This window comes from Streptomyces sp. NPDC087215 (genome assembly GCF_044744885.1).
Lineage (GTDB): Bacteria > Actinomycetota > Actinomycetes > Streptomycetales > Streptomycetaceae > Streptomyces.
Map to the genome: position 1 here is coordinate 165,714 of NZ_JBIUZD010000006.1, position 26,437 is coordinate 192,150.

At 74.5% G+C, this 26,437-nt stretch carries 23 protein-coding genes; 10 read left to right on the forward strand and 13 right to left on the reverse strand.

What is annotated here, in order from left to right:
* Window positions 1–207 precede the first annotated feature (207 nt).
* Both secD and ACIO92_RS18280 read right to left on the reverse strand, forming a co-directional pair.
* Complete coding sequence (gene secD, locus ACIO92_RS18275; RefSeq protein WP_402282088.1) at window positions 208–2,631, reverse strand: protein translocase subunit SecD; 2,424 nt, start codon at window positions 2,629–2,631, stop codon at window positions 208–210.
* 163 nt (window positions 2,632–2,794) lie between these two features.
* Window positions 2,795–3,304, reverse strand: a complete 510-nt coding sequence (locus ACIO92_RS18280; protein WP_366441799.1) for a hypothetical protein — start codon at window positions 3,302–3,304, stop codon at window positions 2,795–2,797.
* 192 nt (window positions 3,305–3,496) lie between these two features.
* On the opposite strand from ACIO92_RS18280, the gene ACIO92_RS18285 reads away from it, so the two are divergent.
* Window positions 3,497–4,177, forward strand: a complete 681-nt coding sequence (locus tag ACIO92_RS18285) for a lysophospholipid acyltransferase family protein (protein WP_402282086.1) — start codon at window positions 3,497–3,499, stop codon at window positions 4,175–4,177.
* Between the two features lie 48 nt (window positions 4,178–4,225).
* On the opposite strand, the gene ACIO92_RS18290 is transcribed toward ACIO92_RS18285, so the two are convergent.
* The 6 genes from ACIO92_RS18290 to ACIO92_RS18315 form a co-directional block, all read right to left on the reverse strand.
* Window positions 4,226–5,149 carry a glutaminase gene (locus ACIO92_RS18290; protein ID WP_366441801.1) on the reverse strand — a complete coding sequence of 308 codons (924 nt, stop codon included), beginning with the start codon at window positions 5,147–5,149 and terminating at the stop codon, window positions 4,226–4,228.
* A complete protein-coding gene (locus ACIO92_RS18295) occupies window positions 5,146–6,309 on the reverse strand; it encodes an enoyl-CoA hydratase/isomerase family protein (protein WP_402282084.1) in 1,164 nt (387 codons plus the stop codon). The genes ACIO92_RS18290 and ACIO92_RS18295 overlap by 4 nt, the downstream gene beginning before the upstream one ends.
* A 291-nt stretch (window positions 6,310–6,600) precedes the next feature.
* Window positions 6,601–7,284: a GNAT family N-acetyltransferase gene (locus ACIO92_RS18300; RefSeq protein WP_401237202.1), complete on the reverse strand. Its 684-nt coding sequence runs from the start codon at window positions 7,282–7,284 to the stop codon at window positions 6,601–6,603.
* A gap of 287 nt (window positions 7,285–7,571) precedes the next feature.
* A complete protein-coding gene (locus ACIO92_RS18305; RefSeq protein WP_366441804.1) occupies window positions 7,572–8,276 on the reverse strand; it encodes a ribonuclease H in 705 nt (234 codons plus the stop codon).
* Window positions 8,277–8,338: 62 nt separating this feature from the next.
* Complete coding sequence (locus ACIO92_RS18310; RefSeq protein ID WP_366441805.1) at window positions 8,339–9,253, reverse strand: AAA family ATPase; 915 nt, start codon at window positions 9,251–9,253, stop codon at window positions 8,339–8,341.
* Window positions 9,254–9,257: 4 nt separating this feature from the next.
* Window positions 9,258–10,463 (reverse strand): RNA ligase, encoded by a 1,206-nt coding sequence (locus tag ACIO92_RS18315; RefSeq protein ID WP_366441806.1) that lies wholly within the window; start codon window positions 10,461–10,463, stop codon window positions 9,258–9,260.
* A 190-nt stretch (window positions 10,464–10,653) separates the two neighbouring features.
* Here ACIO92_RS18315 and ACIO92_RS18320 point away from each other — a divergent pair, with 190 nt between their 5' ends.
* The 3 genes from ACIO92_RS18320 (at window position 10,654) to ACIO92_RS18330 (ending at window position 13,187) form a co-directional block, all read left to right on the forward strand.
* Complete coding sequence (locus tag ACIO92_RS18320; protein WP_366441807.1) at window positions 10,654–10,929, forward strand: hypothetical protein; 276 nt, start codon at window positions 10,654–10,656, stop codon at window positions 10,927–10,929.
* Between the two features lie 123 nt (window positions 10,930–11,052).
* Window positions 11,053–11,634 carry a dienelactone hydrolase family protein gene (locus ACIO92_RS18325; RefSeq protein WP_366441808.1) on the forward strand — a complete coding sequence of 194 codons (582 nt, stop codon included), beginning with the start codon at window positions 11,053–11,055 and terminating at the stop codon, window positions 11,632–11,634.
* Between the two features lie 383 nt (window positions 11,635–12,017).
* On the forward strand, window positions 12,018–13,187 hold the full coding sequence (locus ACIO92_RS18330; protein WP_402282080.1) for a hypothetical protein: 1,170 nt from the start codon (window positions 12,018–12,020) through the stop codon (window positions 13,185–13,187).
* Window positions 13,188–13,313: 126 nt separating this feature from the next.
* Here ACIO92_RS18330 and ACIO92_RS18335 read toward each other — a convergent pair whose 3' ends face one another.
* Window positions 13,314–14,894 (reverse strand): TrkA C-terminal domain-containing protein, encoded by a 1,581-nt coding sequence (locus tag ACIO92_RS18335; RefSeq protein WP_366441810.1) that lies wholly within the window; start codon window positions 14,892–14,894, stop codon window positions 13,314–13,316.
* Window positions 14,895–14,958: 64 nt separating this feature from the next.
* Here ACIO92_RS18335 and ACIO92_RS18340 point away from each other — a divergent pair, with 64 nt between their 5' ends.
* A complete protein-coding gene (locus ACIO92_RS18340; RefSeq protein ID WP_366441811.1) occupies window positions 14,959–16,341 on the forward strand; it encodes an FAD-dependent oxidoreductase in 1,383 nt (460 codons plus the stop codon).
* A 170-nt stretch (window positions 16,342–16,511) separates the two neighbouring features.
* Here the strand turns inward: ACIO92_RS18340 and ACIO92_RS18345 are convergent, their stop codons facing one another.
* Window positions 16,512–17,282, reverse strand: coding sequence for a hypothetical protein (locus tag ACIO92_RS18345; RefSeq protein ID WP_366441812.1), 771 nt, complete (start codon window positions 17,280–17,282; stop codon window positions 16,512–16,514).
* Window positions 17,283–17,462: 180 nt separating this feature from the next.
* On the opposite strand from ACIO92_RS18345, the gene ACIO92_RS18350 reads away from it, so the two are divergent.
* From ACIO92_RS18350 to ACIO92_RS18360, 3 genes are all read left to right on the forward strand, one after another.
* Window positions 17,463–17,771, forward strand: a complete 309-nt coding sequence (locus ACIO92_RS18350; RefSeq protein WP_402282077.1) for a hypothetical protein — start codon at window positions 17,463–17,465, stop codon at window positions 17,769–17,771.
* 226 nt (window positions 17,772–17,997) lie between these two features.
* Window positions 17,998–19,077 carry a dihydrodipicolinate reductase gene (locus tag ACIO92_RS18355; RefSeq protein WP_366441814.1) on the forward strand — a complete coding sequence of 360 codons (1,080 nt, stop codon included), beginning with the start codon at window positions 17,998–18,000 and terminating at the stop codon, window positions 19,075–19,077.
* Complete coding sequence (locus ACIO92_RS18360; RefSeq protein ID WP_366441815.1) at window positions 19,074–19,562, forward strand: carboxymuconolactone decarboxylase family protein; 489 nt, start codon at window positions 19,074–19,076, stop codon at window positions 19,560–19,562. The genes ACIO92_RS18355 and ACIO92_RS18360 overlap by 4 nt, the downstream gene beginning before the upstream one ends.
* Before the next feature lie 67 nt (window positions 19,563–19,629).
* On the opposite strand, the gene ACIO92_RS18365 is transcribed toward ACIO92_RS18360, so the two are convergent.
* Both ACIO92_RS18365 and ACIO92_RS18370 read right to left on the reverse strand, forming a co-directional pair.
* The gene (locus ACIO92_RS18365) at window positions 19,630–21,282 is read right to left on the reverse strand and encodes a GMC oxidoreductase (protein ID WP_402057319.1); all 1,653 of its coding nucleotides are present in this window, start codon (window positions 21,280–21,282) and stop codon (window positions 19,630–19,632) included.
* A gap of 199 nt (window positions 21,283–21,481) precedes the next feature.
* Window positions 21,482–22,684, reverse strand: coding sequence for an asparaginase (locus ACIO92_RS18370; protein WP_402282074.1), 1,203 nt, complete (start codon window positions 22,682–22,684; stop codon window positions 21,482–21,484).
* Between the two features lie 125 nt (window positions 22,685–22,809).
* Between ACIO92_RS18370 and ACIO92_RS18375 the strand changes: the two genes are divergently transcribed.
* Window positions 22,810–23,274: an Lrp/AsnC family transcriptional regulator gene (locus tag ACIO92_RS18375; RefSeq protein ID WP_351785059.1), complete on the forward strand. Its 465-nt coding sequence runs from the start codon at window positions 22,810–22,812 to the stop codon at window positions 23,272–23,274.
* Window positions 23,275–23,552: 278 nt separating this feature from the next.
* Entirely contained in the window at window positions 23,553–24,359 is an 807-nt protein-coding gene (locus tag ACIO92_RS18380; protein ID WP_366441818.1) for an endonuclease, read from the forward strand.
* Between the two features lie 4 nt (window positions 24,360–24,363).
* Here ACIO92_RS18380 and ACIO92_RS18385 read toward each other — a convergent pair whose 3' ends face one another.
* Window positions 24,364–25,869: a SulP family inorganic anion transporter gene (locus tag ACIO92_RS18385; protein WP_402057313.1), complete on the reverse strand. Its 1,506-nt coding sequence runs from the start codon at window positions 25,867–25,869 to the stop codon at window positions 24,364–24,366.
* Window positions 25,870–26,437 lie beyond the last annotated feature (568 nt).

Here is a 26,437-nt window from a genome sequence, read left to right on the forward strand (position 1 = left end):
CAGGGACCAGGGACGAAAGAGCCGGAACAAAAGAGCCGGGCGGGCCGGGACCCGGCCCGCCCCGCCTCGTGGACGCCCCGGCCCCGGCCCCGGTCCGCCTCCGATGGGCAGGGCCCCTCGACGCGCGGAGGCCCTGCCCGCTGCCTGTGTGCGGGGGGCTCCTGCCCGCAGGCCGCGTGGCGAGCGCCGTCAGCGGTGGGCGTCCGGTCAGACCACCGCTCCCGCCCTCGCGCGGGACGCGCCTGCCCGGGCCGGGCGCGGGGGCGGCGCCGGGTGACGGGTGTCCAGGGAGACGGCCAGCGGCATCGCCGTGAACACGGTCGACGCCATGCCCAGGACCACACCCGCGAGCAGCGCGACGGAGAAGTCCGTGAGCGAGTCACCGCCCAGGAAGGCCAGCGCGACCAGGACGAAGAGCGCGCCCATGCCCGTGTTGACCGTCCGGGGCAGCGTCTGCGCCACCGCCCGGTCGGCGAGGTCCGCCAGCGGCACTCCCCCGCCCCGGCGGCGCAGCTCCCGCAGCCGGTCCAGGACGACGACCGAGTCGTTGACCGAGTAGCCGACGACCGTCAGGAGCGCGGCGAGGAAGACGCTGTCCACGGGCTTGCCGAGCCAGGCGAACAGGCCCACCACGAGCAGCACGTCCTGGGTCATCGCCGCCACCGCCGCCGTCGCGTACGTCCACCGGAACCGCAGCGTCAGATAGAGGAGTTGCGCCGCCACCGCGAGGCCGAGGGCGATCACCGCGTGGGTGCGCAGCTCACCGCCCAGACTGGGGCCGATCAGGTCGTCGCGCTCGACCTCAACGGGCCCGGCGACCCGGGTGAGGGCGGCCTCGATCTCCCGCTGCGCGTCGTCGGCGGTCTCCCGTACCCGTACGGACACGTCGCCCCGCGCGGAGCCGTCCCCGACGGTTCCGCCGTCCGTGGTCTGCACGACCGCGTCGGGGAAGCCCGCGTCGGCGACCGCGGCGCGCGCCGCGTCGGCGTCCACCGGTCGCTCGGCGGTGTACTGGACCACCCGGCCACCGGTGAACTCGACGCCGAACTCCAGGCCCCTCACCCCGACTCCGGCGAGCGCCACCATCAGGAGACCCGCGCAGGAGAGCAGCCAGCGGCGCCGGTGGACCATCAGGCGCGGGACGCGGCGGGTCAGCCGGGTGCGGAGCCTGCCGAGCCCGGCGATGCCGGTGACCGAGGGGCGGCGGCGCACGGCGGGCAGCCGGAGCGTCAGGTCCGCGAGGAGCCGGGTGATCACCATCGCGGTGAGCAGCGAGGTCAGCACGCCGATCGCGAGGGTCACGCCGAAGCCCTTGACCGGGCCGGTGGCGAAGACGAACAGCAGCCCGGCCGCGAGGAGGGTGGTGACGTGGGAGTCCGCGACCGCGCTCCACACCTTGCCGAAGGCCGTTCCGAGGGGCCTTCGCGGATCGTGTGCCGCGACCCGGCCCAGAGCGGCGTACTCCTCCCTGGCCCGTTCGAAGACGAGGACGTTGGCGTCGACGGCGATGCCGATGGCGAGGACGAACCCGGCGAGGCCGGGCAGCGTGAGCGTGGCGCCCAGGGCGACCACGGCGGCGTACGAGATCAGTCCGTACAGCAGCAGCGCGACGGTCGCGAGCACGCCGAGGAGGCGGTAGACGACCATGACGAAGAGCCCGGTGCAGGCGAGGCCGATGACGGCGGCCAGGGCGCTGGCCCTGATCGCCTCGGCGCCGAGCGTGGGGCCGACGGTGCTCTGCTCGACCGTCGTCACCGGCACGGGCAGCGCGCCGCCCCGTACGAGCGCCGCGAGGTCGCGGGCCTCCTGGCCGGAGAAGCCGCCGGTGATCTGCGCGGACCCGCCGCCGATGCCCGAGCCGCACGCCACGCCGGTCTCCATGCCGGGGGCGGAGACGACGCGGTCGTCGAGGACGATCGCGACCCGGCGGGCCGGGTCGCCGGGGGCCGCGCAGGCCGCGTCGCCGGTGAGCCGCGCCCAGGTGTTCGCGGCGCGGTCCCTGAAGGAGAGGTCCACCGTCCAGCCCCGGGCGCCCGTCGTGTCGAGGGCGGCCTCCGCGTTCTCGACGCCGTCGCCGGTCAGGGCGGGCGGTGCCAGGGCGAGGAGGGCGCCGGGCGCGTCGGGGTCGGGGAGGACGCGCGAGCCGTCCTTCGCCGCCGGTTCCGCCGGGCCCTCGGGGGCTCCGGTGACGGCGTGGAAGGTGAGCTGCGCGGTACGGCCGATGACCTCGGCGGCCTCGCGCGGGTCGCTCAGTCCGGGGAGTTCGACGACGATGCGCCGCTCGCCGGAGCGGGCGAGGGACGGTTCGGCGACACCGAGGCCGTCGACCCGCTTGCGGAGCACCTCAAGGGCGCGGTCGGTGGCCGCCGCGTCGGCGCGGGTGGTGGGTCCGTCCTCGGTCTGGAGGACGATGCGGGTGCCGCCGCGCAGGTCGAGGCCGAGGCGCGGCGGGGTGGTCAGGGTGATCCAGAGGGAGAGGGCGACGACCCCGAGGGCGAGCAGCGCGCGCCAGAGAACGGCACGGGAGGGGCGCGGCCGGGGGGCGGAGGGGCGCGGCTTGGCCGGATGCGGGAGGGACGGGCGCTCGGTGGACGGGCGCGGGGTGGGCGGGCGCGGGGAACGTGAGGACACGGACTACTCCACGGGCAGCGCACGGCGGCGGCGCGGCGCCCACGCGGAGCGTGGGGGCGCTCGGCCGCCGTGCCGGACGTACGGGCGGACACGCGTCGTGGACCGTTCCGGCCCGGGGCTGCCGATGGCATACCGAGGGCCCGGACGGTGACGCGGGGGAACGTCAGCTGTGCCGGGTGGCGGGAGGGCCGCGCGGGGCGCGCGGGGTGGGGGTTCCGCCGGGCGGAGCGCGCTCGCGGCGCGGGTCACCGGCCAGGAGCCCCCGCGCGGGAAGGGTGTGGTCGGCGGGAACGTCGGCCGTGGCCACCGGCGTTCCCGGCAGCCGTACGGGGTTCTCGACGGCCGCCGGAAGGCGTACGACGGCGGTGGGCGCGAGGTGCGGTTCCGGGAGTACCAGGTGCTGGGCAGCCGGGGTGGAGACCGCACCGGGGCCCGAGGGGCCGCCGGTGGCGGGCGGAAGGGACCGGCCCGGCCCGGTGGGCGGGGGCGCGGCGGGGGCGTGCGGAGACACGGCTGTCGAGCCGGTCGGGTGCGGGCTCTCGGCGGCGGTGACCGCCGTGGCCGTCGTCGTGGCGCACCGCGCCTGTGCGGTGGGGAGCGGCAGGACCGCCCAGAGCAGACAGAGCAGCGCCGGAAGGAGGGCCGCGAACCGTCGCGCGGAGCGTCCCGTCACCTCGTCCTCCCCCTGTCGTGCCCGTCGGTCGGGATCAGCGTAGACGGGGTGGTGGGGCGTCCCGCCACCGAGTCCCCTCCCGGGCTGAGTCGCCGGGCGCGGCGGAGTGAGTACGCGTGCTCATGCCGGGTTCCCGCACCGCCCCGCACGATGGGCGGGTCAGCACACCCGTCGCCATCAGGGAGCCCGTACGTGCTCAGTCGCATCGCCGCCCGTGTCGTCCCGTTCTTCGGCCGGCTGACCGTCACCGCCGACCCCGGCGCCCGGGTCGAACCGGGCAGCATCCTGGTCGTGAACCACACGTCGACGGCCGACCCGGCGCTCGTGCTCGCCGCGCTCCGCGTCCGGCTGGCCGTGGAACCGGTGGTGCTCGCCACCGCCGGGCTCTGGCGGATTCCGCTGCTGGGCCGGGCGCTGACCCGGGAGGGGCACGTGCCGGTGCACCGGAACACGGCGCGGGCGGCCGTCGCGCTCGACCGGGCCGCGGTCGCGCTGGCCTCGGGACGGCACGTGATGATGTACGCGGAGGGGCGCATCCCGCCGCGCCCGGACTCCGCCGAGCGGGGTCCGGAGTCGTTCCGCACCGGGCTGGCGCGGCTCGCCGGGGCCACCGGGGCGCCGGTCGTGCCGATCGGTCAGGCCGGGGCCCGGCGGATCGTCTCGGGCGGCCGGACGAAGCAGCTCGCTGGGCTGCTCACGGCGCCGGTCCGCAGACCGGGGCTGCATGTGCACATCGGGAGCGCGATCCGGCTGCCGGACGACGTGGCCGCCGCGACCGAGCTGGCCCACGGGGCGGTCACCGAGGCGTGGCGGACGGCCGCCGGGGCCCTCGGTGAACCGGCGGCCGTCCGCCCCGGGCCGTACGGCGGGTGAATCCCGTACGGACGGACGCCGGGGCGGGGGGCCGCGGGCCGGTCGGAGTCAGAAGACCGAGAGGCCCGTGATGGTGGTGAAGCGGTCCAGGGCGGTCACGCCCGCGACGGAGTTGCCCCGGTGGTCGAGTCCGGGACTCCAGACGCAGAGGGTGCAGCGGCCGGGGACGACGGCGACGACGGCTCCGCCGACCCCGCTCTTGCCGGGGAGTCCGACCCGGTAGGCGAAGTCGCCCGCCGCGTCGTAGGTGCCGCAGGTGAGCATGACGGCGTTGACCTGTTTGGCCTCGCTGCGGGTGAGCAGGCGGCTCCCGTCGGCGCGCAGGCCGTGCCGGGCGAGGAAGCCGGTGGCGAGGGCGAGGTCGGCGCAGGACGCTTCGAGGGAGCACTGCCGGAAGTACTCGCGGAGCAGCACGGGGACGGATCCCAGGATGTTGCCGTAGGAGGCCATGAAGTGGGCGAGGGCCGCGTTGCGGTCGCCGTTGGCGGCTTCCGAGGCGGCCACGGCGGTGTCGAAGGCCAGGTCCGGGTTGCCGCTCTCGGTACGGAGGAAGTCCAGCAGGGTGCCGGAGGCGTCACCGGTGAGCAGGTGCAGGTGGTCGGTGACGACGAGGGCCCCGGCGTTGATGAAGGGGTTGCGGGGGATGCCCTGTTCGTACTCCAGCTGGACCAGGGAGTTGAACGGGTCGCCCGAGGGCTCCCTGCCGACGTGGGCCCAGAGCGACTCGCCCTCTCCGGCGAGGGCGAGCGCGAGGGTGAAGACCTTGGTGACGGACTGGGTGGAGAAGGGGCGCCGCCAGTCGCCCACCCCGTAGACGGTTCCGTCGAGTTCCGCGACGGCCATGCCGAAGTCGTTGGGGTCGGCGGCGGCGAGGGCCGGGATGTAGTCGGCGGGGGTGCCCCGGTCGGCCAGGGCGGCGATCTCCTCGGCGATGCGGTCGAGGACGGGCTCGAAGGAGGTGTTGGTGCTCACGCGCCGCCCCGGAGGCCGGAGACCTCGCCGCCGGGCCGGGGGGCTCGGGCCGGGGCGCCGGGCGGGGGTCCTGAGGCCGCGTCCCCGGAGCCGGGAGCCGTCCCGGTGCGGAGGGGCACGGCGAGGCCGAGGTCGCCGCCGGGCGGCGGGGCGAAGAAGCGGGCGACGTCCGCGTCCGTGACCTCGGGCAGGGTGGCCGGGGTCCAGCGGGGGTCGCGGTCCTTGTCGACGACCTGGGCGCGGATGCCCTCGACGAGGTCGGGGGTGGCGAGGGCGGCGCTGGAGACCCGGAACTCCAGGTCGAGGACTTCTTCGAGGGTGGCGAGGGCGCGGGAGCGGCGCAGGGTGGCCAGGGTCGCCTTGAGGGCGGTCGGCGACTTGGCGAGGAGCGTGGTGGCCGCTTCCTTGGCCGCGGGCACCCCGCTGTCGAGGAGCCGTTCGACGACGGTCTCGACGGTGTCGGCCGGATAGCAGGCGTCGATCCACGCGCGCTGCTCGGCGAGGACGCCGGGCGGCGCGGTGCCGGTGTGGCGGGCGACGGCCTCGGCGGCGGGCAGCACGGCCAGGTCCCGGACGAGGGCGGGGAGTCCGGCGGCGGGGACGAAGTGGTCGGCGAGACCGGTGAGGAGGGCGTCGGCGGCGCCGACGGGGGTGCCGGTGAGGGCGAGGTGGGTGCCGAGTTCGCCGGGGGCGCGGCCGAGGAGGCGGGTGCCGCCGACGTCGGGGACGAAGCCGATGCCGGTCTCGGGCATGGCGACGCGGGAGCGTTCGGTGACGACACGGACGGAGCCGTGGGCGGAGACGCCGACGCCGCCGCCCATGACGATGCCGTCCATGAGGGCGACGTAGGGCTTGGGGTAGCGGGCGATACGGGCGTTGAGCCGGTACTCGTCGCGCCAGAACGCCTGGGCGGCGGAGCCTCCGGCGCGGGCGGCGTCGTGGATGGCGCGGATGTCTCCGCCCGCGCACAGTCCGCGTTCCCCGGCGCCCTCGATCACGACGGTGTGGACGGCGGGGTCGTGTTCCCATGCCGTCAGGGCGGTGTCGACGGCGAGGACCATGGCGTGGGTGAGCGCGTTGATGGCGCGGGGGCGGTTCAGGGTGATGATTCCGGCCCGTCCCTCCGTACGGAGGGCTATGTCGGCGGTTCCGCTCGGCACGATGGCTCGGTCCCTTCGCGTGGCGCTGTTCGGTGTATCGGCCACGGTACCGGTCGGGTTCCGGCGGGCCTCCCGGAGTGCGCGGAGGTGAACGGGGGGCGTGCGGAGGGACGGGAAGGACCCATCCGCTTCTCGCGGATCCTGATTGCACGGTGCGCGGCCGGTGAGGGCCGCTACTCCGTGTCCTCGCTGTCGGGTCCTTCCCGTCCCTTCCATGGAACCACCGCTCCGGTGGGGGCGCGAGCGCCCGTCGGAGGGCGCGAGCGCCCGTCGGAGCGGTGGCGGGGAGGGTCAGGCCGGGAGCAGGTCCTGCGGGACGCGCACCTGGCGGGGGGTGGACATGCGGAGTTCGATGATGTCCCGGACGGTGGGCCATTCCTCGTCGAGGACCGAGTAGAAGGCCGTGTCGCGGACCGCTCCGTCGAGCCCCCGTGAGTGGGCGCGGCGGACGCCTTCGCAGCTGGCCCCGAGGCGTTCGATCGCGATTCTGGAGCGGGTGTTGCGGGCGTCGGCGCGGAGGGTGACGCGGCGGACCCCCCAGGCTTCGAAGGCGTGCCGGAACATGAGGTACTTGGCCTCGGTGTTGATGCCGGTGCCCCGGGCGGCTCCCGAGATCCAGGTGTTGCCGATCTCGGCGGCGTCCGGGACGGCGGTCAGGGGATCGCCGTGGGGCATTCCGGAGACCGGCGGCCAGACCAGCGGTCCGCGCCAGTAGTCGAGTTCGAGGAAGCGGGTCGAACCGATGACTTGTTCGTCGGCGGTACTGATCAGGGCGAAGGGCAGGCAGCGTCCTGCCGCCTGATCGTTGAGGGCGCGGGCGATGTAGTCGAGGGCCGGTTCGAGGCCGTCGGGTACGGGGGTGAAGGCGTAGGCCGATCGGTCCGCCCCGCCGGCCCGCGCGAGGGCTTCGGCGTGCCGCATCGCCAGCGGCTCCAGGCGCACGGAGCGCCCGGTCAGGAGAACAGGTACTGGCACGGGTCCTCGGGTCTTCCACGGGCAGGGAGAGCTCCCGCCGTGGGGAGACCGCGGCGGTGGCTCGGGGGAGGTTCTCGCCGGGTCCCGATCATGTCGTGAGAACGACGGATGAGCAGGTAAAACGGTTCGTCACCGGTGGCGAGGAGGACAGTATGCAGTCCCGAGCCCTCGGAGAACAGAACCCCGGGCGAACCCGGGTACACGCCTGGGTGAAGGGTGGCGCGCACCCGGATCGGCCGGTCTCAGACAACGGACGGTGCCGCCCGCCAGTCGGACGGGCGGAGGGGTCAGACGCAGGCGGGGTGGCCCCAGCCCTCGGGGTTCTTCGTGATGGTCTCGCCCTTGTCGTAGGCCTTGCCGCAGCGGCAGCGGCCCGCGAACCGGGCCTTCAGGGTGGCGCCTCCGGGGCGGGTCGCGCGGGTCGCCGTGGCGCCTTCGGAGGTGCTCCGTGAGGCGGACGGCGCGGAGGAGCGCTTGCGGGGCGCGGAGGCGCGTGTCGGCGCCTCCGGGGGCGGCAGCGGGGCTCCGGCGGCGGAGCTCGTGGGCTCCTGGGTGCGGGCCGTGTGGCTGGCCGCCCGGTCGGCGGCGTCGTTGAGCGGATCGCCGTCCACCTGGTGGGCCGGGGTGTAGACGAAGTCGACGTCCCGGCCGGTGAGCAGGGCGTCGATGCGGACGACCAGTTCCTTGTTGGCGACGGGGCTGCCCGAGGAGGTCTTCCAGCCCTTGCGGCGCCAGCCGGGGAGCCAGGTCGTGACCGCCTTCATGGCGTACTGGGAGTCCATCCGGACCTCGGCGGGCACGGCCGGGTCGAGCGTTTCGAGCAGTCGTTCCAGGGCCGTGAGTTCGGCCACGTTGTTGGTCGCCCGGCCGAGCGGTCCCGCCTCCCAGCGGTCGACCGTACCGTCGGCGCCGCCGATGACCCACGCCCAGGCCGCGGGGCCGGGGTTTCCCTTCGACGCGCCGTCGCACGCCGCAATGATCTTTTCCACCATCCCACGATCCTGACACGGCGGCGGGGGTGGATCGGCCACTCCCGCCGCCGGGCGGCGCGGGGTCAGAAGGCGCCGTAGTCGACCTGCCAGGTGGGCAGGCCCATCCGGCGCCACAGCTCGACGACCCGGTCGCGGTCGTCGAGCGAGACGCGGACGGCGTACCGGTGGCGGACGTGGGCGTCGAAGAGCTCGGCCTTCACCAGGTCGTCGGCGCGCCCGTCGCCGGAGGGGCGCATCCACAGCTCGTCGTAGGGCACCTCGTGGTGGGCGAGCCAGCCCTCGGTGAGGGCGCGGTGGTCCTCGCTCCGGCCGGAGAGCAGCACGATCCGGTCCCGCTGGGTGTGCCGGAAGGCCAGCAGGGCGTCGCGCACGGGCGGGTTGAGCAGGTCGCGGTCGCAGCGCGTGAAGTCGTACGGGCCCCGGTCGACGCGCAGCGCGAGGGTGCCGTCGATGTCGCACATGACGGCCGAGGGCAGCGCGGGATCGGGGACGTACGGCTCGACGGCGGGCCGGTCGTTGAGCCAGTCCGCGGTGAGCCGCCAGCCGCCCCTGGTGGCCTTGGCGTGCTTGTCGGCGAGGATCCGGACGATGGCCTCGCCGACGGGCCGCTCGCGGGCCGCGTCACGCCGGACGCACTCCTCGACGGGGACGGACGTGAAGTCGTGGACGACGAAGGTGGCCAGCCCCGCGACGGCGGCCTTGAGCCGCTTGGGGATGTGGGGGGTGAGGTGGGTGTTGTCGACGACGACGTCGAAGCCGCCGTCGACGGCGGCGCGGACGGCCGCGTCCTGGACGGCGAGCACGGTCTGCTCGTGTCCGTGGGAGCGCCCTCCGTCCGCCGTGGGCAGGTCGAGCATGGTCCGGAGGTCGTCGAGGTTGACGCGGCGCAGGCGTCCCTCGGCGGCGGCCTGGAGGGCGCGGGCGGCCGTGGTCTTCCCCGAGGCGGGGAGACCGGTCATGACGTGGACGACGGGCACGGGTTCAGTTCTCCTGGTCGTGGGCGAAGGGGTCCGAGGCCTCGGGGCGCAGCTGCCGCCAGACGAGGAGGTCGGTGGGGCGGCCGTCGAGCCGGAGGAAGAGGGCGGCGCGCAGGCCCCGGTCGGGTTCCCGGGCGGCGGCGCGGGCGAACGCGGCACGGTCCCCGGCGAGCGGCGCGAGGAGGGCGTACGCCTCGTCGACGGCCCGTTCGCGGTCGGCGGCGGCGGTCTCCAGGCGGGCGATCACCTCGCGGACCCAGGCGTCGAACTCGTCCGGCACCTGTTCGAGGAGGGCGTCGAGGGGCTTGCCTCCGTGGGCCTCGGCCTCGGCGACGGAGCAGCCGAGGCCCTTGGCCGTCACGGGGGCGGGCAGGGCGGCGAAGCGCTGGATGCCGTGGCCGCGCCAGATGTCCCGTTCGGTGACGCCGGTGAGCACCTTGTGGAGGCGTACGTACTCGGCGAGCTTGGCCTTGGCGCGCAGACCGGAGGCGAAGCGCAGGACGAAGCCCTCGGCGTCGGTTCCGGTGGCCCGGCGTCCGTCGGGGAGGGTGTCGGACTCGGTCAGGGCCCTGAGGTCGTCGACGCTGGTGGCGGGCCAGGTGCGGACGACGGAACCGATCGGGTCCCAGCCGTCCGCGGCTTCCGCGAGGGGCGTCTCGGTGCCGTCGGCGGCGAAGGCGGCGAGCAGCACGAGGTCGCGGCGGTCGCCGTAGTTCACGACGATGCGGTTGCCGGGGTGGAGGATCTCCGCGAGGTAGGTGACGCCGGGGGTCAGCCGTGTGGTGTCGGCGGTGTTCAGCCGGTGCTGCGCCCAGGTCGCCTGGGCGCTGGTGAAGGACGCCTTGGAGGCAGCGTGCCAGCGGTCGGCGTAGTGGAAGACCACGGCGAGGCTGCCGTCGACCTTGTCGTACACCTCGAAGGGCTCGTCGGGCAGCGGCGGCGCGTAGGGGCGTCCGCCGGTGTGCTCGGAGAGGTTGAAGAACTTGGGGAGGGGGAGCGCGACGATCCGGCCGCTGTCGTCGGCGACCAGGCCCCGGCACCGGGTGGTGACCCGGTTCCAGTGCTGGGCGTACTGGCACGCGCGGGTGTACGTGTAGATCGACAGCGGCAGCTCGGGGTGGCGCTTGCGCGTGACGTGGCCTTCGGCCAGCGCGGCGGAGAGCTCGTCGGGCGGCATCAGGTCGTGGAGAGTCAGGGTCGCCTGGCTCATGGGGTCCCTCCCGTGGGTTCGATGGTCCATTCTCCGTCGGCGGAGCGCGGGAGCCCAACCGTTTTCCCTGGCGGGCGGCGGTGCGGGGGTTCGCGCGCGGGCGCCGCAGGGGGGCGTGTCGGTGGCGCCCCGTAGACTCCCCGTCGGCCTGTCGGTGATGTCACCGGCACAGGAGGAGGAAGCGAGCCCCATGAACCACGCGGACGGCACGGCACCGATCTACGCCCAGCTCATACGGGAGCGGGGGGATGTTCCGGGTGACGTCCGTCAGGTCGCGGAGGCGGTCCTGCGGGACCTGAGCCGGTACTTCCAGCTGCCGCCGCAGGGTGCTCCGGGCCCGCAGGGCGGGATCGCGCCGCACGGTGTCGTGCCGCACCAGGCCGCGGGCGGGCCGATGGGCGTCGGTGGTCCGGTGGGCGTGGTGGGCCAGGCGGCGGCCGTGGTGCCGCACCGGCCGTTGCGCTGAGCCGGACTCCCCGCCGGGCCCTCGCCGGGCCCGGGGCGTTGTCGGTGGGGTGCGTCATGCTGCTCGGCGAACGGCCATGTCCCGGGGTGGCACGGCCGTCACCGACGATCAGGGGATGGCGACATGGCCGAGGTTCTGCTCTTCCACCACGCGCTGGGACTGACGGAGGGCGTGCGCGCCTTCGCCGGGGAGCTGCGGCGGGCGGGACACACGGTGCGGGTGCCCGATCTGTACGAGGGGCGTACGTTCACCACGCTGGAGGCCGGAGTGGGGTACGCCCGGGAGACCGGTTTCGACACGGTCCTGGCGCGCGGTGAGCGCGCGGCCGACGAACTGTCCGGGCCCGTGGTGTACGCGGGGATCTCGCTCGGTGTGCTGCCCGCGCAGAAGCTGGCGCAGACCCGGCCCGGGGCGCGCGGGGCCCTGCTGATCGGCGCCTGCGCGCCGGTCGGGGAGTTCGGGGCCGTCTGGCCCGAGGGGGTGCCCGCGCAGGTGCACGGCATGGACGCCGATCCGTTCTTCGCCGGTGAGGGCGATCTCGACGCGGCCCGCGCGCTGACGGCCGGGGCGGCGGACCGGGAGCTGTTCCTGTACCCGGGGAGCGCGCACCTGTTCACGGAGCCGGGCACCGCCTCGCACGTACCGGAGGCGGCGGCGCTCTGTGTCGAGCGGATGCTGTGCTTCCTGGGGCACGCGGGCGGCTGACCGGGCGCTGCCGGGAGCGTACGGGCCCCGGGGCCGGGGACGGCTCCGGGGGCGCGCGGGCGGCCGACCGCGCTCTGTCCGGGCGCGCTCTGTCCGCCCGCGCTCTGTCCGGGCGCGCGGGCGGCTGGGATCGGACGCTTCCGGAACGCCGTGACGTCCCCGGCCGGGCATGGTCCCCCGCCCGGTGGGCGGTGCGGGTCAGCCGTTCGGCCGACCCCGGTGTCGTCCGGACGGCTCCTCGACGGGGGCCGGGCGTCGGACCGTGCCGGTCCCGGCGGGGGCGGAGGATCGGGGCAGGGTGCGGGCCCGTCCGGGACGTGTCCGCCCGTGTCCGCCCGTGTCCGTCCGTGTCCGTCCGTGTCCGTCCGACCGAGGAGTCCGTCATGCCGAAGTTCCGCCGCGCGTCCCGCGCCGCCCAGGTGCTCGTCCCGGCGGCGGTCTCCGTCGTCCTGCTCGCCGGGTGCGCCGGGGCCTCCGGAGGGACGGGGGCCGCGTCGCCGAGGGGCTCCGCCGCCGTGCCGTCCCCGGCCGCTCCCTCCTCCGGCGGGCCCGCGACGGTGCCGGGGGCGCCCGCCCGGCCCGTGTCCGGCTCGCTGCTCGTCGCCGACTTCGGCGCCGACACGGTGACGTTCGTCGATCCGGCGAAGGGCGCCACGGGTTCCGTGCGGGTCGGCACCGCGCCCTACGGCCTCGTGGTGGGCGGGGACGGGCGGGCCTGGGTGGCGACGGCCGAGGGGGTGGCGGTGGTGGACACCCGGACCCGGCAGCGGCTCGCGCTCGTCCCGTACGAGACGGACTCCGGGCCCGTGACGACCGGCGAGTACCGGGGCGGGGGCATGGGCATCGCGCTCTCGCCGGACGGGCGCCGGGTCTACGTGGGGGTCAACGTGCCCGGCGGGAACGGCGTGTTGGAGGTCGTGGACACGACGGCGCTGCGGGTCACGGGCACCGTGCCGGTGGGCCGCCGTCCCTTCGACGTGGACGTGTCGCGGGACGGCCGGGAGGTGTACGCGACGAACCACGACTCCTTCGACGTCACCGTGGTCACGGCGGGGACGCTGGAGTCCCGGCGCGTGGAGGTCGCACCGTACGGCACCGGGGGCGGGCTCGGTTCCTGGCTGAAGCCGCACTACGCGGCCGTGCGCCCGTCCGACGGGAAGCTGCTGCTGCCCTTCGAGGGCGAGCGGCTCGCCGTGATGGACCCCCGGACCGGGCGGACCGCGATCGAGCAGATGACGGCGGACACGCATCAGCACGGCGCGGTCGTGACCGCCGACGGAACGCTGTTCGCGGTGGGTACGGGTCCCATCGACCCGGCCGAGGACCGGGGGCCGTCCCTGACGGTGCGGAAGCCCGACGGGACCGAGCGGGTCTACCCGCTGGAGGGGCCCCACGAGGACGTGGCCGTCTCCGCCGACGGGCGGACCGCCTATGTGACGGGCGGGTTCACCCGGGACGGCTACTGGGACGGTCTCAGCGTCGTCGACCTCGCCTCGGGCGACACGCGCCGGCTGCCCGCCGGCTCCCGGCCGCTGGGCGTCGTGGTCCTCTGACCCGCGCGGCCCCGGGGACGCGGTCTCCTGCCCCGAGGGCCGAGGACACGGGCACACCCGGCCGCACGGGGGCTTTCCGGCCCCCGACGTGCCGGACCCCGGGCTCGCGGGTGCCCCACCGGGGGCTCAGAGGCCCACGATCAGCTGGATGCAGACGATCTTGACCAGGATCGCGAGGGCGAACAGGGTCGCGTACCCGGTGTTGACCCGGCTGTCCGAGACCCGGCTGTTGGCGTACGCGGTGATGGCCGGGTTGCCCACGTACCCGGCGAGGAGGCCCATCGTGCGGGGCCTGCTCTGGCCGAGCAGCCGGGCGACCAGGAGCATCAGGGCGTAGCTCAGGACCGCGCTGACGAGGAGCACGACGAGCAGTTTGAGGCCGAAGAGGGAGAAGGCGTCACGGCGGAAGGCGTAGCCCGAGGTGAGTCCGACGCAGGCGAGGAAGACCAGCAGGCCGATCTGGCGGAGCGTGAGGTTGGCGCGGGTCGGCAGGACCCACACCAGGGGGCCGGTGCGCCGCACCCGGCCGAGGATCATGGCCATGACGAGGGGTCCGGCGGCGGTGCCGAGGGAGAGGACCGTGGAGCCGAGGGTGAGCTTGGGGATGCCGATGAGGAACCCGGCGGCGAGACCGAGGCCCATGCTGACGGCGCTGACCTCGCTGACCTTGGCCTCGGTGTCGCCGAGGAAGGCGGTCACCTCGGAGGTCCGCTCCCGGGGCATGACGACCCGGACGCGGTCGTCGAGCTGGAGCAGCAGGTCCTCGGCGGCCAGCAGGTCCTGGTCGCCCCGCCGGACGCGGGTGGCCTTGGCCCCGTAGTGCTTCCCGAGGTCGAGTTCGGCGACGGTGCGGCCCGCGAGGTCGGGGTTGGTGAGCAGGATGCGCCGGTAGTCGACGGTGTCGCGCCGGTCGAGGAGATGGGCCGGGGACTCGCTGCCGAGCGCGGCGGTCCCGGCGGCGACCGCTTCGGGTCCGCCGACCAGGACGACCTGCTCGCCGGGGGCGAACGTGCCGGGGGCGAGGGCGACCCGGGGCGCGCCGCCGCCGGTCCGCAGGACGCTGACGAGGAGGCGCCCGTCGGCGGAACCGGGGACGTCGGCCCAGTCGACCGGACGGGTCACGTCCACGGTCCGGGTGACGAGTTCCTTCGGGAGGCCGGTGCCCGGGTCGCGGCGGCCGGGCCAGTTGCGGACGGCGGCGACGGCGGCGACGAAGAGGATGGTGAGGACGACGGCGAGGGGGTAGCCGATCGCGTAACCGGTGGCGGCCTGGGCGGGGTCCGCCGAGGACGCCTGGGCGGCGGCGAGGCCGGGTGTGGTGGTGCCGATGCCCGCGTAGCCGCCCGCGAGGAAGGGACCCGAGATGCCGAAGACCTTGTTGCCGAGGACACCGACGACGAGCGCGGTGACGACGAGGGCGGCGACGGCTCCGATCATCACCGCGAGCTGGGGCCGCAGTTCCCGGAAGAAGGCCGGTCCGGCCTCCAGCCCGACGGTGTACACGTACAGGGCGAGGCCGAGCACCGGGAGTCCCGCGGGCACGGCCGCGCCGATGTCCGGGTCGAGCGCCCCGAGGAGCAGCCCGACGAAGAGCACCCCCGCGGCACCGAGCTTCACCGGCCCGAAGCGGACCATGCCGAAGAGCGATCCCGCCGCAATGACGATAAAAAGGGTGAACCACGGATAGTCAGCGAAAAATTGCCACATAGCGATACTCAGCCATATTTCACGGCGTCTTGCACGCTCATACGGCAGACGGAAGGCGGACAGCGTGACGCGACCGAGGATTCTCGTGGTGGGCGCCGGTTTCGCCGGAGTGGCCTGTGTACGGCGGCTCGAACGGCGGCTCACGGAGCGGGAGGCGCAGCTGACCCTGCTCTCGCCGTTCTCGTACCAGCTGTATCTGCCCCTGCTCCCCCAGGTGGCGGCCGGGGTGCTGACCCCCCAGTCGGTGGCGCTGTCGCTGCGGCGCAGCGAGCGGCACCGGACCAGGATCGTGCCGGGCGGCGTGGTGGGGGTGGACACGGCGGCGAAGGTCTGTGTGGTGCGGACCATCGCCGGGGAGTACGTGACGGAGCCGTACGACCATCTGGTGCTCTCGCCCGGCAGCGTCACCCGCAGCTTCGACATCCCCGGGCTCGCCGAGCACGCGCGCGGGATGAAGACGCTGGCGGAGGCCACGTACGTCCGTGACCACGTCATCGCCCAACTGGACCTGGCGGACGCGAGCAACGACGAGGAGGAGCGGGCGTCCCGGCTGCGGTTCGTGGTGGTCGGCGGCGGCTACGCGGGCACGGAGACGGCCGCCTGCCTCCAGTTGCTCACCACCAACGCGGTCAAGCGGTACCCGAGGCTCGACCCGAAGCTGATCAAGTGGCATCTGGTGGACATCGCGCCGAAGCTCATGCCGGAGCTGGGCGACAAGCTGGGCGCCGCCGCGACGGACATCCTGACCCGGCGGGGCATCGAGGTGTCGCTCGGGGTGTCGGTGGCTTCGGTCGACGACGAGGCGGTGACGCTCACCGACGGGCGGGTGCTGCCGAGCCGGACCCTGATCTGGACGGCCGGGGTGGCGGCGAGCCCGCTGATCGGGACGCTCGACGCGGAGACCTTCCGGGGGCGGCTCGTCGTCTCCGCGGAGATGGCGGTGCCCGGTCTGGACGGGGTGTGGGGGCTCGGTGACGCGGCGGCCGTGCCCGACCTCACGAAGGACGACGAGGGGGCGATCTGCCCGCCGACCGCGCAGCACGCGATGCGGCAGGGGAAGGCCGTCGCGGACAACCTGGTGTCGACGCTGCGCGGGGAGCCGACGCACCCCTACCGGCACAAGGACCTGGGGCTCGTGGTCGACCTCGGCGGGATGGACGGGGTGTCCAAGCCGCTCGGCGTGGAGCTGCACGGGATGCCCGCGCAGGCCGTGGCCCGCGCCTACCACTGGGCGGCGCTGCGGACGAACGTGGCGAAGACCCGGGTGATGACGAACTGGCTGCTGAACGCGGTCGCCGGGGACGACTACGTGCGGACCGGGTTCCTGTCGACGCGGTCGGGGACGCTGAAGGACTTCGAGTACACCGACGCGTATCTGACGCCGGAGCAGGTCCGCGTCCACACGGGCGCGTTCCACGGGGCGGTCGGATCCACCGGGGGGAAGTGACCCACGGGCGGTCGGGTCCACCGGGGCGAGTGACCCCACGGGGCCGGGACCACGGCCGGGCGGGGCCGGGACCACGGGCGGGCGGGGCCGCCCGGCGGACCGGGACGACCCTTCCGGTAGCGCCCCCGGCGGCGTGCGCCTCGGTGGTGCGCGCCTCGGTGGTGCCCTCCTCAGAGGGCGAGTTCGGGCGCCGGGCCCATGACCACGACGGGTTCCCGCACCGGGTCGAGGGCGCGGAGCAGGCCGCGGAGCGACTCGCGGTCCAGGGCGACGCACGCCTGGGTGGGGCCGCCGTGGTCGACGTGGATCCACACGCCGCCGCCCTTCCCGTCGCCGAGCGGGCGTTCCTTGTCGAGCGGGGTGCGGCCGGGGACGCGGTTGTAGTCGATGGCGATCACGTGGTCGAAGGAGCCTTCGAGGGGTTCGCCGCCGAATCCGGTGCCGCTGATCGCGAACTGCTCGTCCTGGTCGTACGGGAGACGGGCGCCGGGGTCGGGAAGACGGCCGCCCGCGTCACCGAGCCGGAAGACCCCGATCGGGGTGCGCAGGTCCCCCGCGCTGTGGTCGGAGGTCCAGCCGCGCAGCGCGTTGTGGGCGGACCACGGGCCCCCCGTGAGGGTCCAGCGGCCCTGGGGCCCCCGCTCGTAGAGGACCGCCGTGGAGGTGGACGAGTCGGCGGTGGCGCCGGTGACGACGAGCACCTGGGTGGTGCCGTCGGGGACGAGCGCCTGGGTCACCGGGCCGATGCCCGGCAGCCGGGGCGCGGGGAGGGCGGCCCGCCGTCCCGGCGCGCCCGGCGCGGGTTCCGGACGGGCGTCCCCGGTGATGGCGGCGGGAACGACGGGGGCGGACGGCGCGGTGACCGCACAGCCGGTGAGCAGCAGGGCCGCGCACAGCGCGCCGGTGCTCAGCAGGGCGGGGACGCCCTCGCGGACGGGCATGACGGTTCCTCCTGGCCGGGGGCGGTGCAGCGATCCGTACCCGCTCGCCGTGGGGCGCTACGGGAGCGCCGACGCCCTCACCCGTCCGGGCGCATCCGTTCGGGGAGGAGCGCTCCGGGCCTCTCCGAGGGGGCCCGGAAGCGGCTGACCCGTCCGAGGCGGGCGCGGTTTCCTGCCGCCATGAACGATCTTCATAGGGAGCGGGTGGTGGACGGGGCGCGGCTCGCGGACCGGCGGGCCGTCCACCACGCGATCGTCCCCACGGCGCCGCTCTCGGCGGCGGAGGTGCGGGAGCGGGCGGGCCGCGACCGGCTGGACGCGGCGTACCTCGGGGACGTGGTGGTGGGCTGTTGGACGGTGCGCCCGCCGGACACGGAGAGCCCGGCGGCGGCCCGTGATCGCCCGGACGCCGCCCGGTTTCCGGCGGCGGGGAATCGGGACGGCGCTGTACGAGCGGGGGCTGGCGCCCGCCCGGACGCCGGGCGGTGACGGGGTGGAGACCGTGGTGCTCGCGACCGGCGCGGAGGGGCTGCGGTCCGCGCGGGCGCGGGGCTTCACCGAGGTGGAGCGGTACGTCCTGCCGGGCGACACCGTGCCGTTCGTGACGCTGCGCCTGGGATGACGAACTCCGTTCATGGAAAGCTATTCTGACGATTCGTCAGATCTGTTCGGCACAGGCCTGGGAACCTCCGCGGCCCGGCGCTACCCTCCGCGCATGATTCGGACGGTGGTGTGGGGTACCGGGAATGTCGGGCGCGCGGCGATCCGTGCCGTGGACGCCCATCCAGGGCTGGAGCTCGCGGCCGTGCTGGTCTGCGATCCGGCGAAGGTCGGACGGGACGCGGGCCGTCTCGCGGGGCTCGGCCACGACCTCGGGGTGACGGCCGTCGACGACGTCGGCGCCGTCCTCGGCGGGCGCCCGGGGGCGGTGGTGTACGCGGCGTCCGGCGACACCCGGCCGGACGGGGCGCTGGAGGACGTGGCGCGGGCGGTGCGCACCGGGGCGGTGGTCGTCACCCCCGCGCTGTACCCGTTGTACGACCAGCGCAACGCGCCGCCCGAGTTCCGCGAGCCGGTCCTCGCGGCGGTCGCCGAGGGCGGCGGCTCGCTCTTCGTGTCGGGGGTGGACCCGGGCTGGGGCAACGATGTGCTGCCGCTGCTGGTGAGCGGTCTGGGGAGCACGGTGGACGCGATCCGCTGCCAGGAGATCTTCGACTACTCGACGTACGAGCAGGAGGATTCGGTCCGGGACCTGATCGGGATGGGCCGCCCGCTGGCGTACGAGCCGCCGATGCTGCTCCCCTCGGTGCCGACGATGGTGTGGGGCGGGCAGGTGCGGCTGATGGCCCGCGCGCTGGGCGCCGAGGTCGAGGAGATCCGCGAGACGGTGGACCGGCGCCCGCTGGAGTCGACCGTGGAGACCCGCACGATGGGCGTGTTCGAGGCGGGGACGCAGGGGGCGATCCGGTTCGAGGTGCAGGGGATCGTCGGCGGGGAGCCCCGGATCGTGATCGAGCACGTGACCCGCATCCATCCCTCCTGCGCGCCGGACTGGCCGGTGCCGCCGGACGGGGCGGGGGCGCACCGCGTGATCGTCGAGGGGAGTCCCCGGATCGAGGTGACGGTGGCGGCGACGGCCGAGGGCGAGAACCGGTCGGCGGGCGGGAACGCGACGGCGGTGGGACGGCTCGTCGGGGCGATCGACTGGCTGGTGGCGGCGGAGCCGGGTCTGTACGACGCGCTGGACGTGCCGCTGCGTCCCGCGGTGGGCAAGCTGGGAAGGAGCGCACGGTGATCATCGACATTCCCGGGGGCCAGGAGCCGATCGGGTACGTGTGGGGCGACATGGTGCCGGAGATCGGGACGGCGGCGGCGAACTTCTCGCTGTCCGTGTACGCCCATACGACGCTGGGGCTGCGCGAGTTCGAGGCGGCGCGGCTGCGGATCGCGCAGATCAACGGCTGCGGTTTCTGTCTGGACTGGCGTACGGACCGGGACGGGGTGAAGGTCGAGGAGGGGTTCGACACGGTCGTGGCCGCCTGGCGGGAGACGGAGGTCTCGGAGTCCTTCGACGAGCGGACCCGGCTCGCCGCCGAGTACGCGGAGCGGTACGCGCTGGACCACCACGGTCTGGACGAGGAGTTCTGGGCGCGGATGACGGGGTGCTACAGCCAGGCGGAGATCGTGGAGCTGACGATGAGCCTGGGGTCGTGGCTGGCGTTCGGGCGGCTCAACCGGGTGCTGGGCCTGGACGAGGTGTGTGTGCTGCCGACGCACTGAGGGACGCGCCGGAGGGGCCGGCCGGGTGTCCGGCCGGCCCCTCCGGCGTACGGGTGGTGGGCGCGGTTCAGAAGTCCTCGGCGACGATCCGTTCGATGTTGCGTTCGGCGAGGGCCGTGATGGTGACGAACGGGTTGACGCTGGTGTTGCCGGGGATCAGTGCGCCGTCGATGACGTACAGCCCGTTGTAGCCGTGGAGGCGTCCGTGGTTGTCGGTCGCGCGGTCGAGGACGGCGCCGCCGAGCGGGTGGTAGGTGAGGTGGTCGCCCCAGATCTTGTAGAGGCCGAAGAGGTCGGTGCGGTAGATCGTGCCCTCCTTGGCGTTGATCTTGTCGAAGATGGTCTTCGCCGCGTCGATGGAGGTCTGCTTCCAGGCCCGGTCCCAGCTGAGGTCCACCGTGCCGGTGGCCGGGTTCCAGGTGAACTCGGCCCGGTGCGGCGTCTTGGTGATGGAGAGGTAGAAGGAGGCGTAGGTCTCGATGCCGGTGGGCAGCGGGGCGACCTCGGCGAAGGCTCCGCCCGCGTCCCAGTTGTCGATGCCCGCGGTGGGCATGGCCGACTGGAGTTTGCCGGTCGCGTCCCACATGTGGTTGGCGCGGCCGCACATGACGTTGCCGTTGTCGCCCCAGCCCTTGCCGATCTGGTCGTTGAGGGCGGGGAGCGCTCCGGTGGCCTTCAGCCGGGTGAGGAGCTTGCTCGTGCCGACGCTCCCGGCGGCGAAGAAGACCTTGTCGGCGGTGACGGTCTTGCTCGTGAGGGTGGCGCCGGTGGTGTCGATCTGGTCGACGGCGACGGTGTAGCCGCCGCCGGGCGCCGGGGTGACGGAGGTGACCTTGTGGAGCGCCGTGACGGCGACGCGGCCGGTGGCCGCGGCCTGGGCGAGGTAGGTCTTCTGGAGGTTCTTCTTGCCCGCGTTGTTGCCGTAGATGACCTCGCCGTCGAGGGCCGACCTGGGTACGGCTCCGGCGGCCTCCTGCTTCATGTAGTCCCAGTCGTAGACGTTGGGCACGAAGACGAAGGGGAAGCCGGAGCGTTCGGCGTGCTTGCGGCCGACGCGGGCGTACTGGTAGCAGGAGGCGTTCTCCCACCAGGTCCGGTCGACGGAGGTGACGCCGAGTCCGGCGTTGGCGCGCGGGTAGTAGGTGGCGTACATCTCGGCGGTGTCGACGGTCGGGAGGATGGCGGCGAAGTTCTCCCGGCGCGGGGTGACGGCCATGCCGCCGTTGACGAGGGAGCCGCCGCCGACGCCCCGGCCCTGGTAGACGGTGATGCCGGAGAAGTCCTCGGCGTCGAGGATGCCGGTGTGGCGGGGCACGTCCTTGTCGAGGGGGAAGCCGAGGAAGTTGCTGAGCGGCTGCTTGGTGCGGGTGCGCAGCCAGAAGGAGCGGTAGTCGGGGCGGGTGGTGTTGGCGAAGATCTTGCCGTCCGGTCCCGGGGTGTCCCAGGCCATGCCCATCTCGACCATGTGCACGTCCACGCCCGCGCGGGCGAGCCGGAGCGCGGCGACGGAGCCGCCGTAGCCGGTGCCGATCACGAGTGCGGGAACGTGTGTGCCGGTGGGGAGGGGTGAGGTGGGGATCGCGGTGGGGCCGGTGTCGGCCTGCGCGGAGGTGATGGTGCCGGCCAGGGCGGCGGCCCCGAGAAGAGAACCTGTTCCGGCGAGGAAGCGGCGGCGGCTGACACCGCTGTTCCCCCTGTCCGACAGAGGATTTTCACTCATGTGCTGCCCCTCACTCGTGAGCGAATGGGAACACGTTCTACTGTCGCCGGTCGGGGAAGTCACGAGAAACCGACGGGTAACTTACGCCCGTCGGGAAGGTACGGACCGGGCGGTGGCCGGTCCGGGAAATGGGTCCGGCTCGCGGGCGGGCTGGGGGGCGCCGTCCGCGAGCCGGGATTCGGGGGGGTGCCGTACCGCGTCAGGCGCGGGCGGCGACGGAGGCGTCGGCGACGGGGTGGGCGGTGTCGGCGGCCCAGGCCGGTTCGTCGCGCACCGGTCCGTCGAGGAGGCGGCGCAGCAGGGCCGTACTCCGGGCGGAGCCGGTCACGGAGGGCCCGGCTCCGGGGCGCCCGGCCTCGGCGGGGTCGGCTCCGGTCACGGCGGAGCCGGTCGCGGCGGAATCCGTCCCGGAGCGCTCGTCTCCGGCGAGGAGCGCGGCGAGGACGGCGATCCTGGCCTGCGCGGCCCGCAGGGTTCCGGTGAGGAGCGCCCCGGCGGCGACGAGGTCGACGGCTCCGCCGCCGGTGTAGATCTCGGCGAGGGGTCCGGCCGGGACCCGGGTGGTCACGGCGACGAGGACGCCCCGGGCGACGGCGGCGGCGACCGCCTCGACGACCTCCGGGGTGGCGTTGCCCGCCCCGGTGGCCTCCAGGACGATCCCACGGGCGCCCGCGGCGAGGGCCGCCTCGAAGAGCACCGTGTCGCCGCCGGAGTGGTGGGTCACGACGTCCACGCGCGGCAGCGGGGTGGCGCCGGGGTCGTCGGGGCTCGCGGTGCGCGCGGCGGCGGGCAGCGGCAGCGGCTCCGGGCGCCGGGGCCGCCGGGCGATGTCCACCCGGGAGAAGCCGACGCGGCCGAGACGCGCGGCGGAGGGGTCGGAGAAGGCGTCGGCGTCCAGGGTCCGGGTCTTGACCGTGCCCCGGGCCGCGTGGACGCGCCCGTCGAAGACGACGAGGACACCGAGGTCCCTGACGGTGGAGGCGACCTGGAGCGCGTCGTACAGATTGCCGGGGCCGTCCCCGTCGCCGGTGCCGAAGGGGCGCTGGGCGCCGGTGAGGACGACCGGGCGGGGGTCGGTGTGGTGCAGGTCCAGGAGGAAGGCGGTCTCCTCCAGGGTGTCGGTGCCGTGGGTGACGACGACACCGTCGACGCCGGGGTCGGCGAGGGTCTCGTGGACGGTGCGCAGCAGGGCGAGCTGGTGGGCCGCCGTCATGCGGGAGCTGTTGACGTTGAACAGGTCGACGACCTCGACGGTGACGCCCTCGGGGAGGGGCGCGGTGGCGAGGACGGCGTCGCCCGAGGCGTCGGCGGCGTAGCCGGTGCCCTGCCAGCGGCTGGCGATGGTGCCGCCGGTGCTGATGACGACGATCCGGCGCGCTCCCCCGTCGTCCGTCCGCTCCATGCCCGCTGTCCTCTTTCCGCTTTCCGTCCTGAAATCACCTGGTCCCGCAACGATAGGCGAGAGCACGCGCTAGACGATTGCTAAATTGCCCGCTGAATTGTTTCATCGTGGTAGATGATTGCGTCATGGACCGAATCGATCTCCACATCTTGCGTGAGCTTCAGGACGACGGGCGGCTGAGCAACCAGGAGCTGGCCCAGCGGGTGGGCCTCAGCCCCTCGCCCTGCCTGCGGCGGGTGCGCCAGCTGGAGCAGGACGGGGTGATCCGGGGGTACCGGGCGGTCATCGACCCGGCGGCGGTGGGGCGGGGCTTCGAGGTCCTGGTCTCGGTGGAGGTGCGCCGGGACCGCGAGACGGTGGAGGCGTTCGAGGCGGCGCTGCAGGACGTGCCGGACGTGATCGAGGCGTACCGGCTGTTCGGAAGCCCCGGCTGTCTGCTGCGGATCGCGGTGGCGGACCTCGCGGCGTACGAGCGGCTGTGGATCGAGCGGCTGACGACCCTGGCGGGGGTCACGGAGGTCAACTCGCAGATCATCATGAAGCGGATCAAGGAGCCGAAGGGGATGCCGGTGGACGTCCGGGGCGGCTGAGCGGACGCGGCGGGGCCGCGGCGCGGAGCGGGAGGTTCCCGGTCGTCGCGGGGCGGACGGGCGGACCGGCCGGCGCCGCGGGAACGGGGCCTTTCGCGGCTACGGGTGACAGGTTCCGCCCGATGCCGGAACGTCACGGAACAGCCTCCTCCCCGTTACATGTCAGGTACCTGACGTGTGCCACTCTCCCGGTGACACGAAGTCAACACGCGTAGACAGCGGTGGCGTCGAGCCCGTCCCGCCGTCCCGCGCGTGCCGTCCCCGGGAAAGGGCCCCCCATGTCCGTTGTGCGGATCGGCAGAGTGAAGGTGTGGGCGACGGCCGTCGCCGCCGCCCTCGTCGGCGTCACGCTCCCCGCGGTCACCGCGACTCCCGCGAACGCCACCACCACCGCGTACGACACCACGTACTACAAGAACGCCGTCGGCAAGACCGGTACCAGCCTCAAGTCCTCGCTGCACACCATCATCAGCACCGGCACCACGAAGATCTCGTACGACGCCGTCTGGAACGCCCTCAAGGCCACCGACCAGGACCCCGCCAACACCAGCAACGTCATCCTGCTCTACAGCGGCACCTCGCGGAGCAAGAGCCTCAACGGCGGCAACGTCGGCAACTGGAACCGCGAGCACACCTGGGCCCAGTCCCACGGCGACTTCGGCACCTCCGCCGGGCCCGGCACCGACCTCCACCACCTGCGCGCGGCCGACGTCCAGGTCAACAGCACCCGGGGCAACAAGGACTTCGACAAGGGCGGCAGCCCGGTCGGCGGCGCGCCCGGGAGCTACACCGACGGCGACTCCTTCGAGCCGCGCGACGCCGACAAGGGCGACGTCGCCCGGATGATCCTCTACATGACCGTCCGCTACGAGGGCGGCGACGGCTGGGCCGACCTGGAGCCCAACGAGTCGACCGGCAACGGCAGCGTCCCGCTGCACGGCCGTCTCTCGGTCCTGAAGCAGTGGAACGAGCAGGACCCGCCGAGCGCCTTCGAGGAGCGCCGCAACGACCTGGTCTTCACCACCTACCAGGGCAACCGGAACCCGTTCATCGACCACCCCGAGTGGGTCGAGGCGATCTGGTAGCGGCTCACGGCACCGCCCCGACCTGTTCGCCGTCGGCGGCGGGGCGGTGCTCCGGCAGCGCGTGGAGGCTGACGGCCCCGGGCCCGGCGGCGCAGTGCCGGGCGGCCCAGGACTCCAGGGCCGCCCGGCAGGCGTGGTCCAGTTGATGGAGCCCGGAGAGGTCCAGCTCGACCGGCCGGTCCTTCGGCAGCGACTCCAGGGCGTCGAGCATCTTCGGCAGCCGCAGGAAGTTCGCGTTCCCCGACAGGGACACCCTGACCGGGCCGAAGCCGTCGTCGGTGCGGACCGTCCGCAGGTGGGAGGCGTCCCACGCGGCCTTGCCCACGGAGAGCGCGAGCCCCACCAGGACCCCTTCGAGCATACTGACGGAGACGATCGCCAGCGCCGTCACCACCAGGATGAACGCCTCTCCCCGGTGGCCCCGCCACAGCGCGGCCACCCGCCCGAACGGGATCAGCTTCCAGCCCGCGTGGACCAGGACCCCGGCGAGCGCCGCGAGCGGCACGAACCGCAGGGTCGCGGGCAGCAGGGCCGCGAACAGCAGCAGCCACAGCCCGTGCAGCACCCGGGCCGCCCTCGTCCTGGCCCCCGCCCGCACGTTGGCCGCGCTGCGCACGACCACCGCCGTCATGGGCAGGGCGCCGAGCAGACCGCAGATCGTGTTGCCGACGCCCTGCGCGACCAGTTCCTTGTCGTAGTCGGTGCGGGGCCCGTCGTGGAGCCGGTCCACCGCCGCCGCGCCGAACAGCGACTCGGCGGAGGCGATCAGCGCGAAGGCCAGGGCCGTGCCGAACAGCGCGAGGTCGCCGAACGCGGCGAAGGCCTCCTCCCCCGGCGGACGGACGGCGGCCAGCACCCCGTCGATCCGTACGGTCACCACCGGCAGCCCGAACAGGGCGGTCACGAGGGCCGCGAGCACGATCGCGACCAGCGCCCCCGGCACCGCCCGGACCCGGCGCGGCGCGTACCGCCAGCCGACGATCACCAGGACCGTGCCGGTGGCGACGGCGAGCGGCGCCAGGGCGTCGGTGTCGGTCAGCACCCGCGCCAGGGCGCCCGGAAGACCGGCGACGCGGTCCAGGCCGGTGGCCGGGGCGACGGCACCGGCAGCGGCGTACAACTGGCCGGCGACGATGACGAGCCCGATCCCCGCCAGCATCCCCTCGACCACGGAGAGGGAGATGGCCCGGAACCAACGGCCCCACCGCAGCAGGCCCATGAATATCTGGAGGAGGCCCGCGAGGAGCACGGCGAGGCCCAGCACGGCGACCCCGAGGGTCCGGACCGCTTCGAGGACGAGCACGGTGAGCCCGGCGGCCGGGCCGGACACCTGAAGGCTGCTGCCGCGCATCAGGCCGGTGACGAGACCGCCGACGATGCCGGTGATCAGACCGAGTTCGGCGGGGACACCGGAGGCGACGGCCACGCCTATGCAGAGGGGCAGGGCCACCAGGAAGACGACGAGGGACGCCGCGAAGTCGTGCCGGAGATGGGGCATGGAGGACGGCATACGGTTCTCTCCCCTGTCACTGCACCGGGCGAGGGCGGTTTCACCGCGCCGGGCGGGGGCGGGACATGGCCCGTGCACGGTAGTACGGTCCCGGGGCGGGGCTCCGTGGCCGGTACACGCCACCGGGCCCTGCGGCCGGAACCGCGCGGAACTTGACCCGATCACCCACGAGGACGGCGCCCGGGAGTGCGGCGCGCGGGGGCGCACCGGACCCGGGCGCCCGCTCACCAGCGCGGGGAAGGGCGCACGGCCGCACGGCCGTGGCACCGGACCCGGCTCGCCCCCGGCGGACGGGGTCCGCCCCGGAGGGAGTCACCCCTCCCTCCGGGGCTCGGCGTAGAGGGGCGGGACGGGCCGGAAACCGCCGTCGCCCGGACGCGCCGCCGCCCCGGACCCGACGCCCGGCACCCGCCGCCGTGCCCGCCCCGGCCGGACCTCTGGGCCCGACACCCGGCGCCCCGTCAGACCCGCTCCCCGCCCCGCCCCGGCGCCCCGCCGGACCCCGGGTCCCGCTCTCATGCGTTCGGGTGTGCCGGAGTGGCCCGGTGGCGGGGTGCCGGACAGGCTG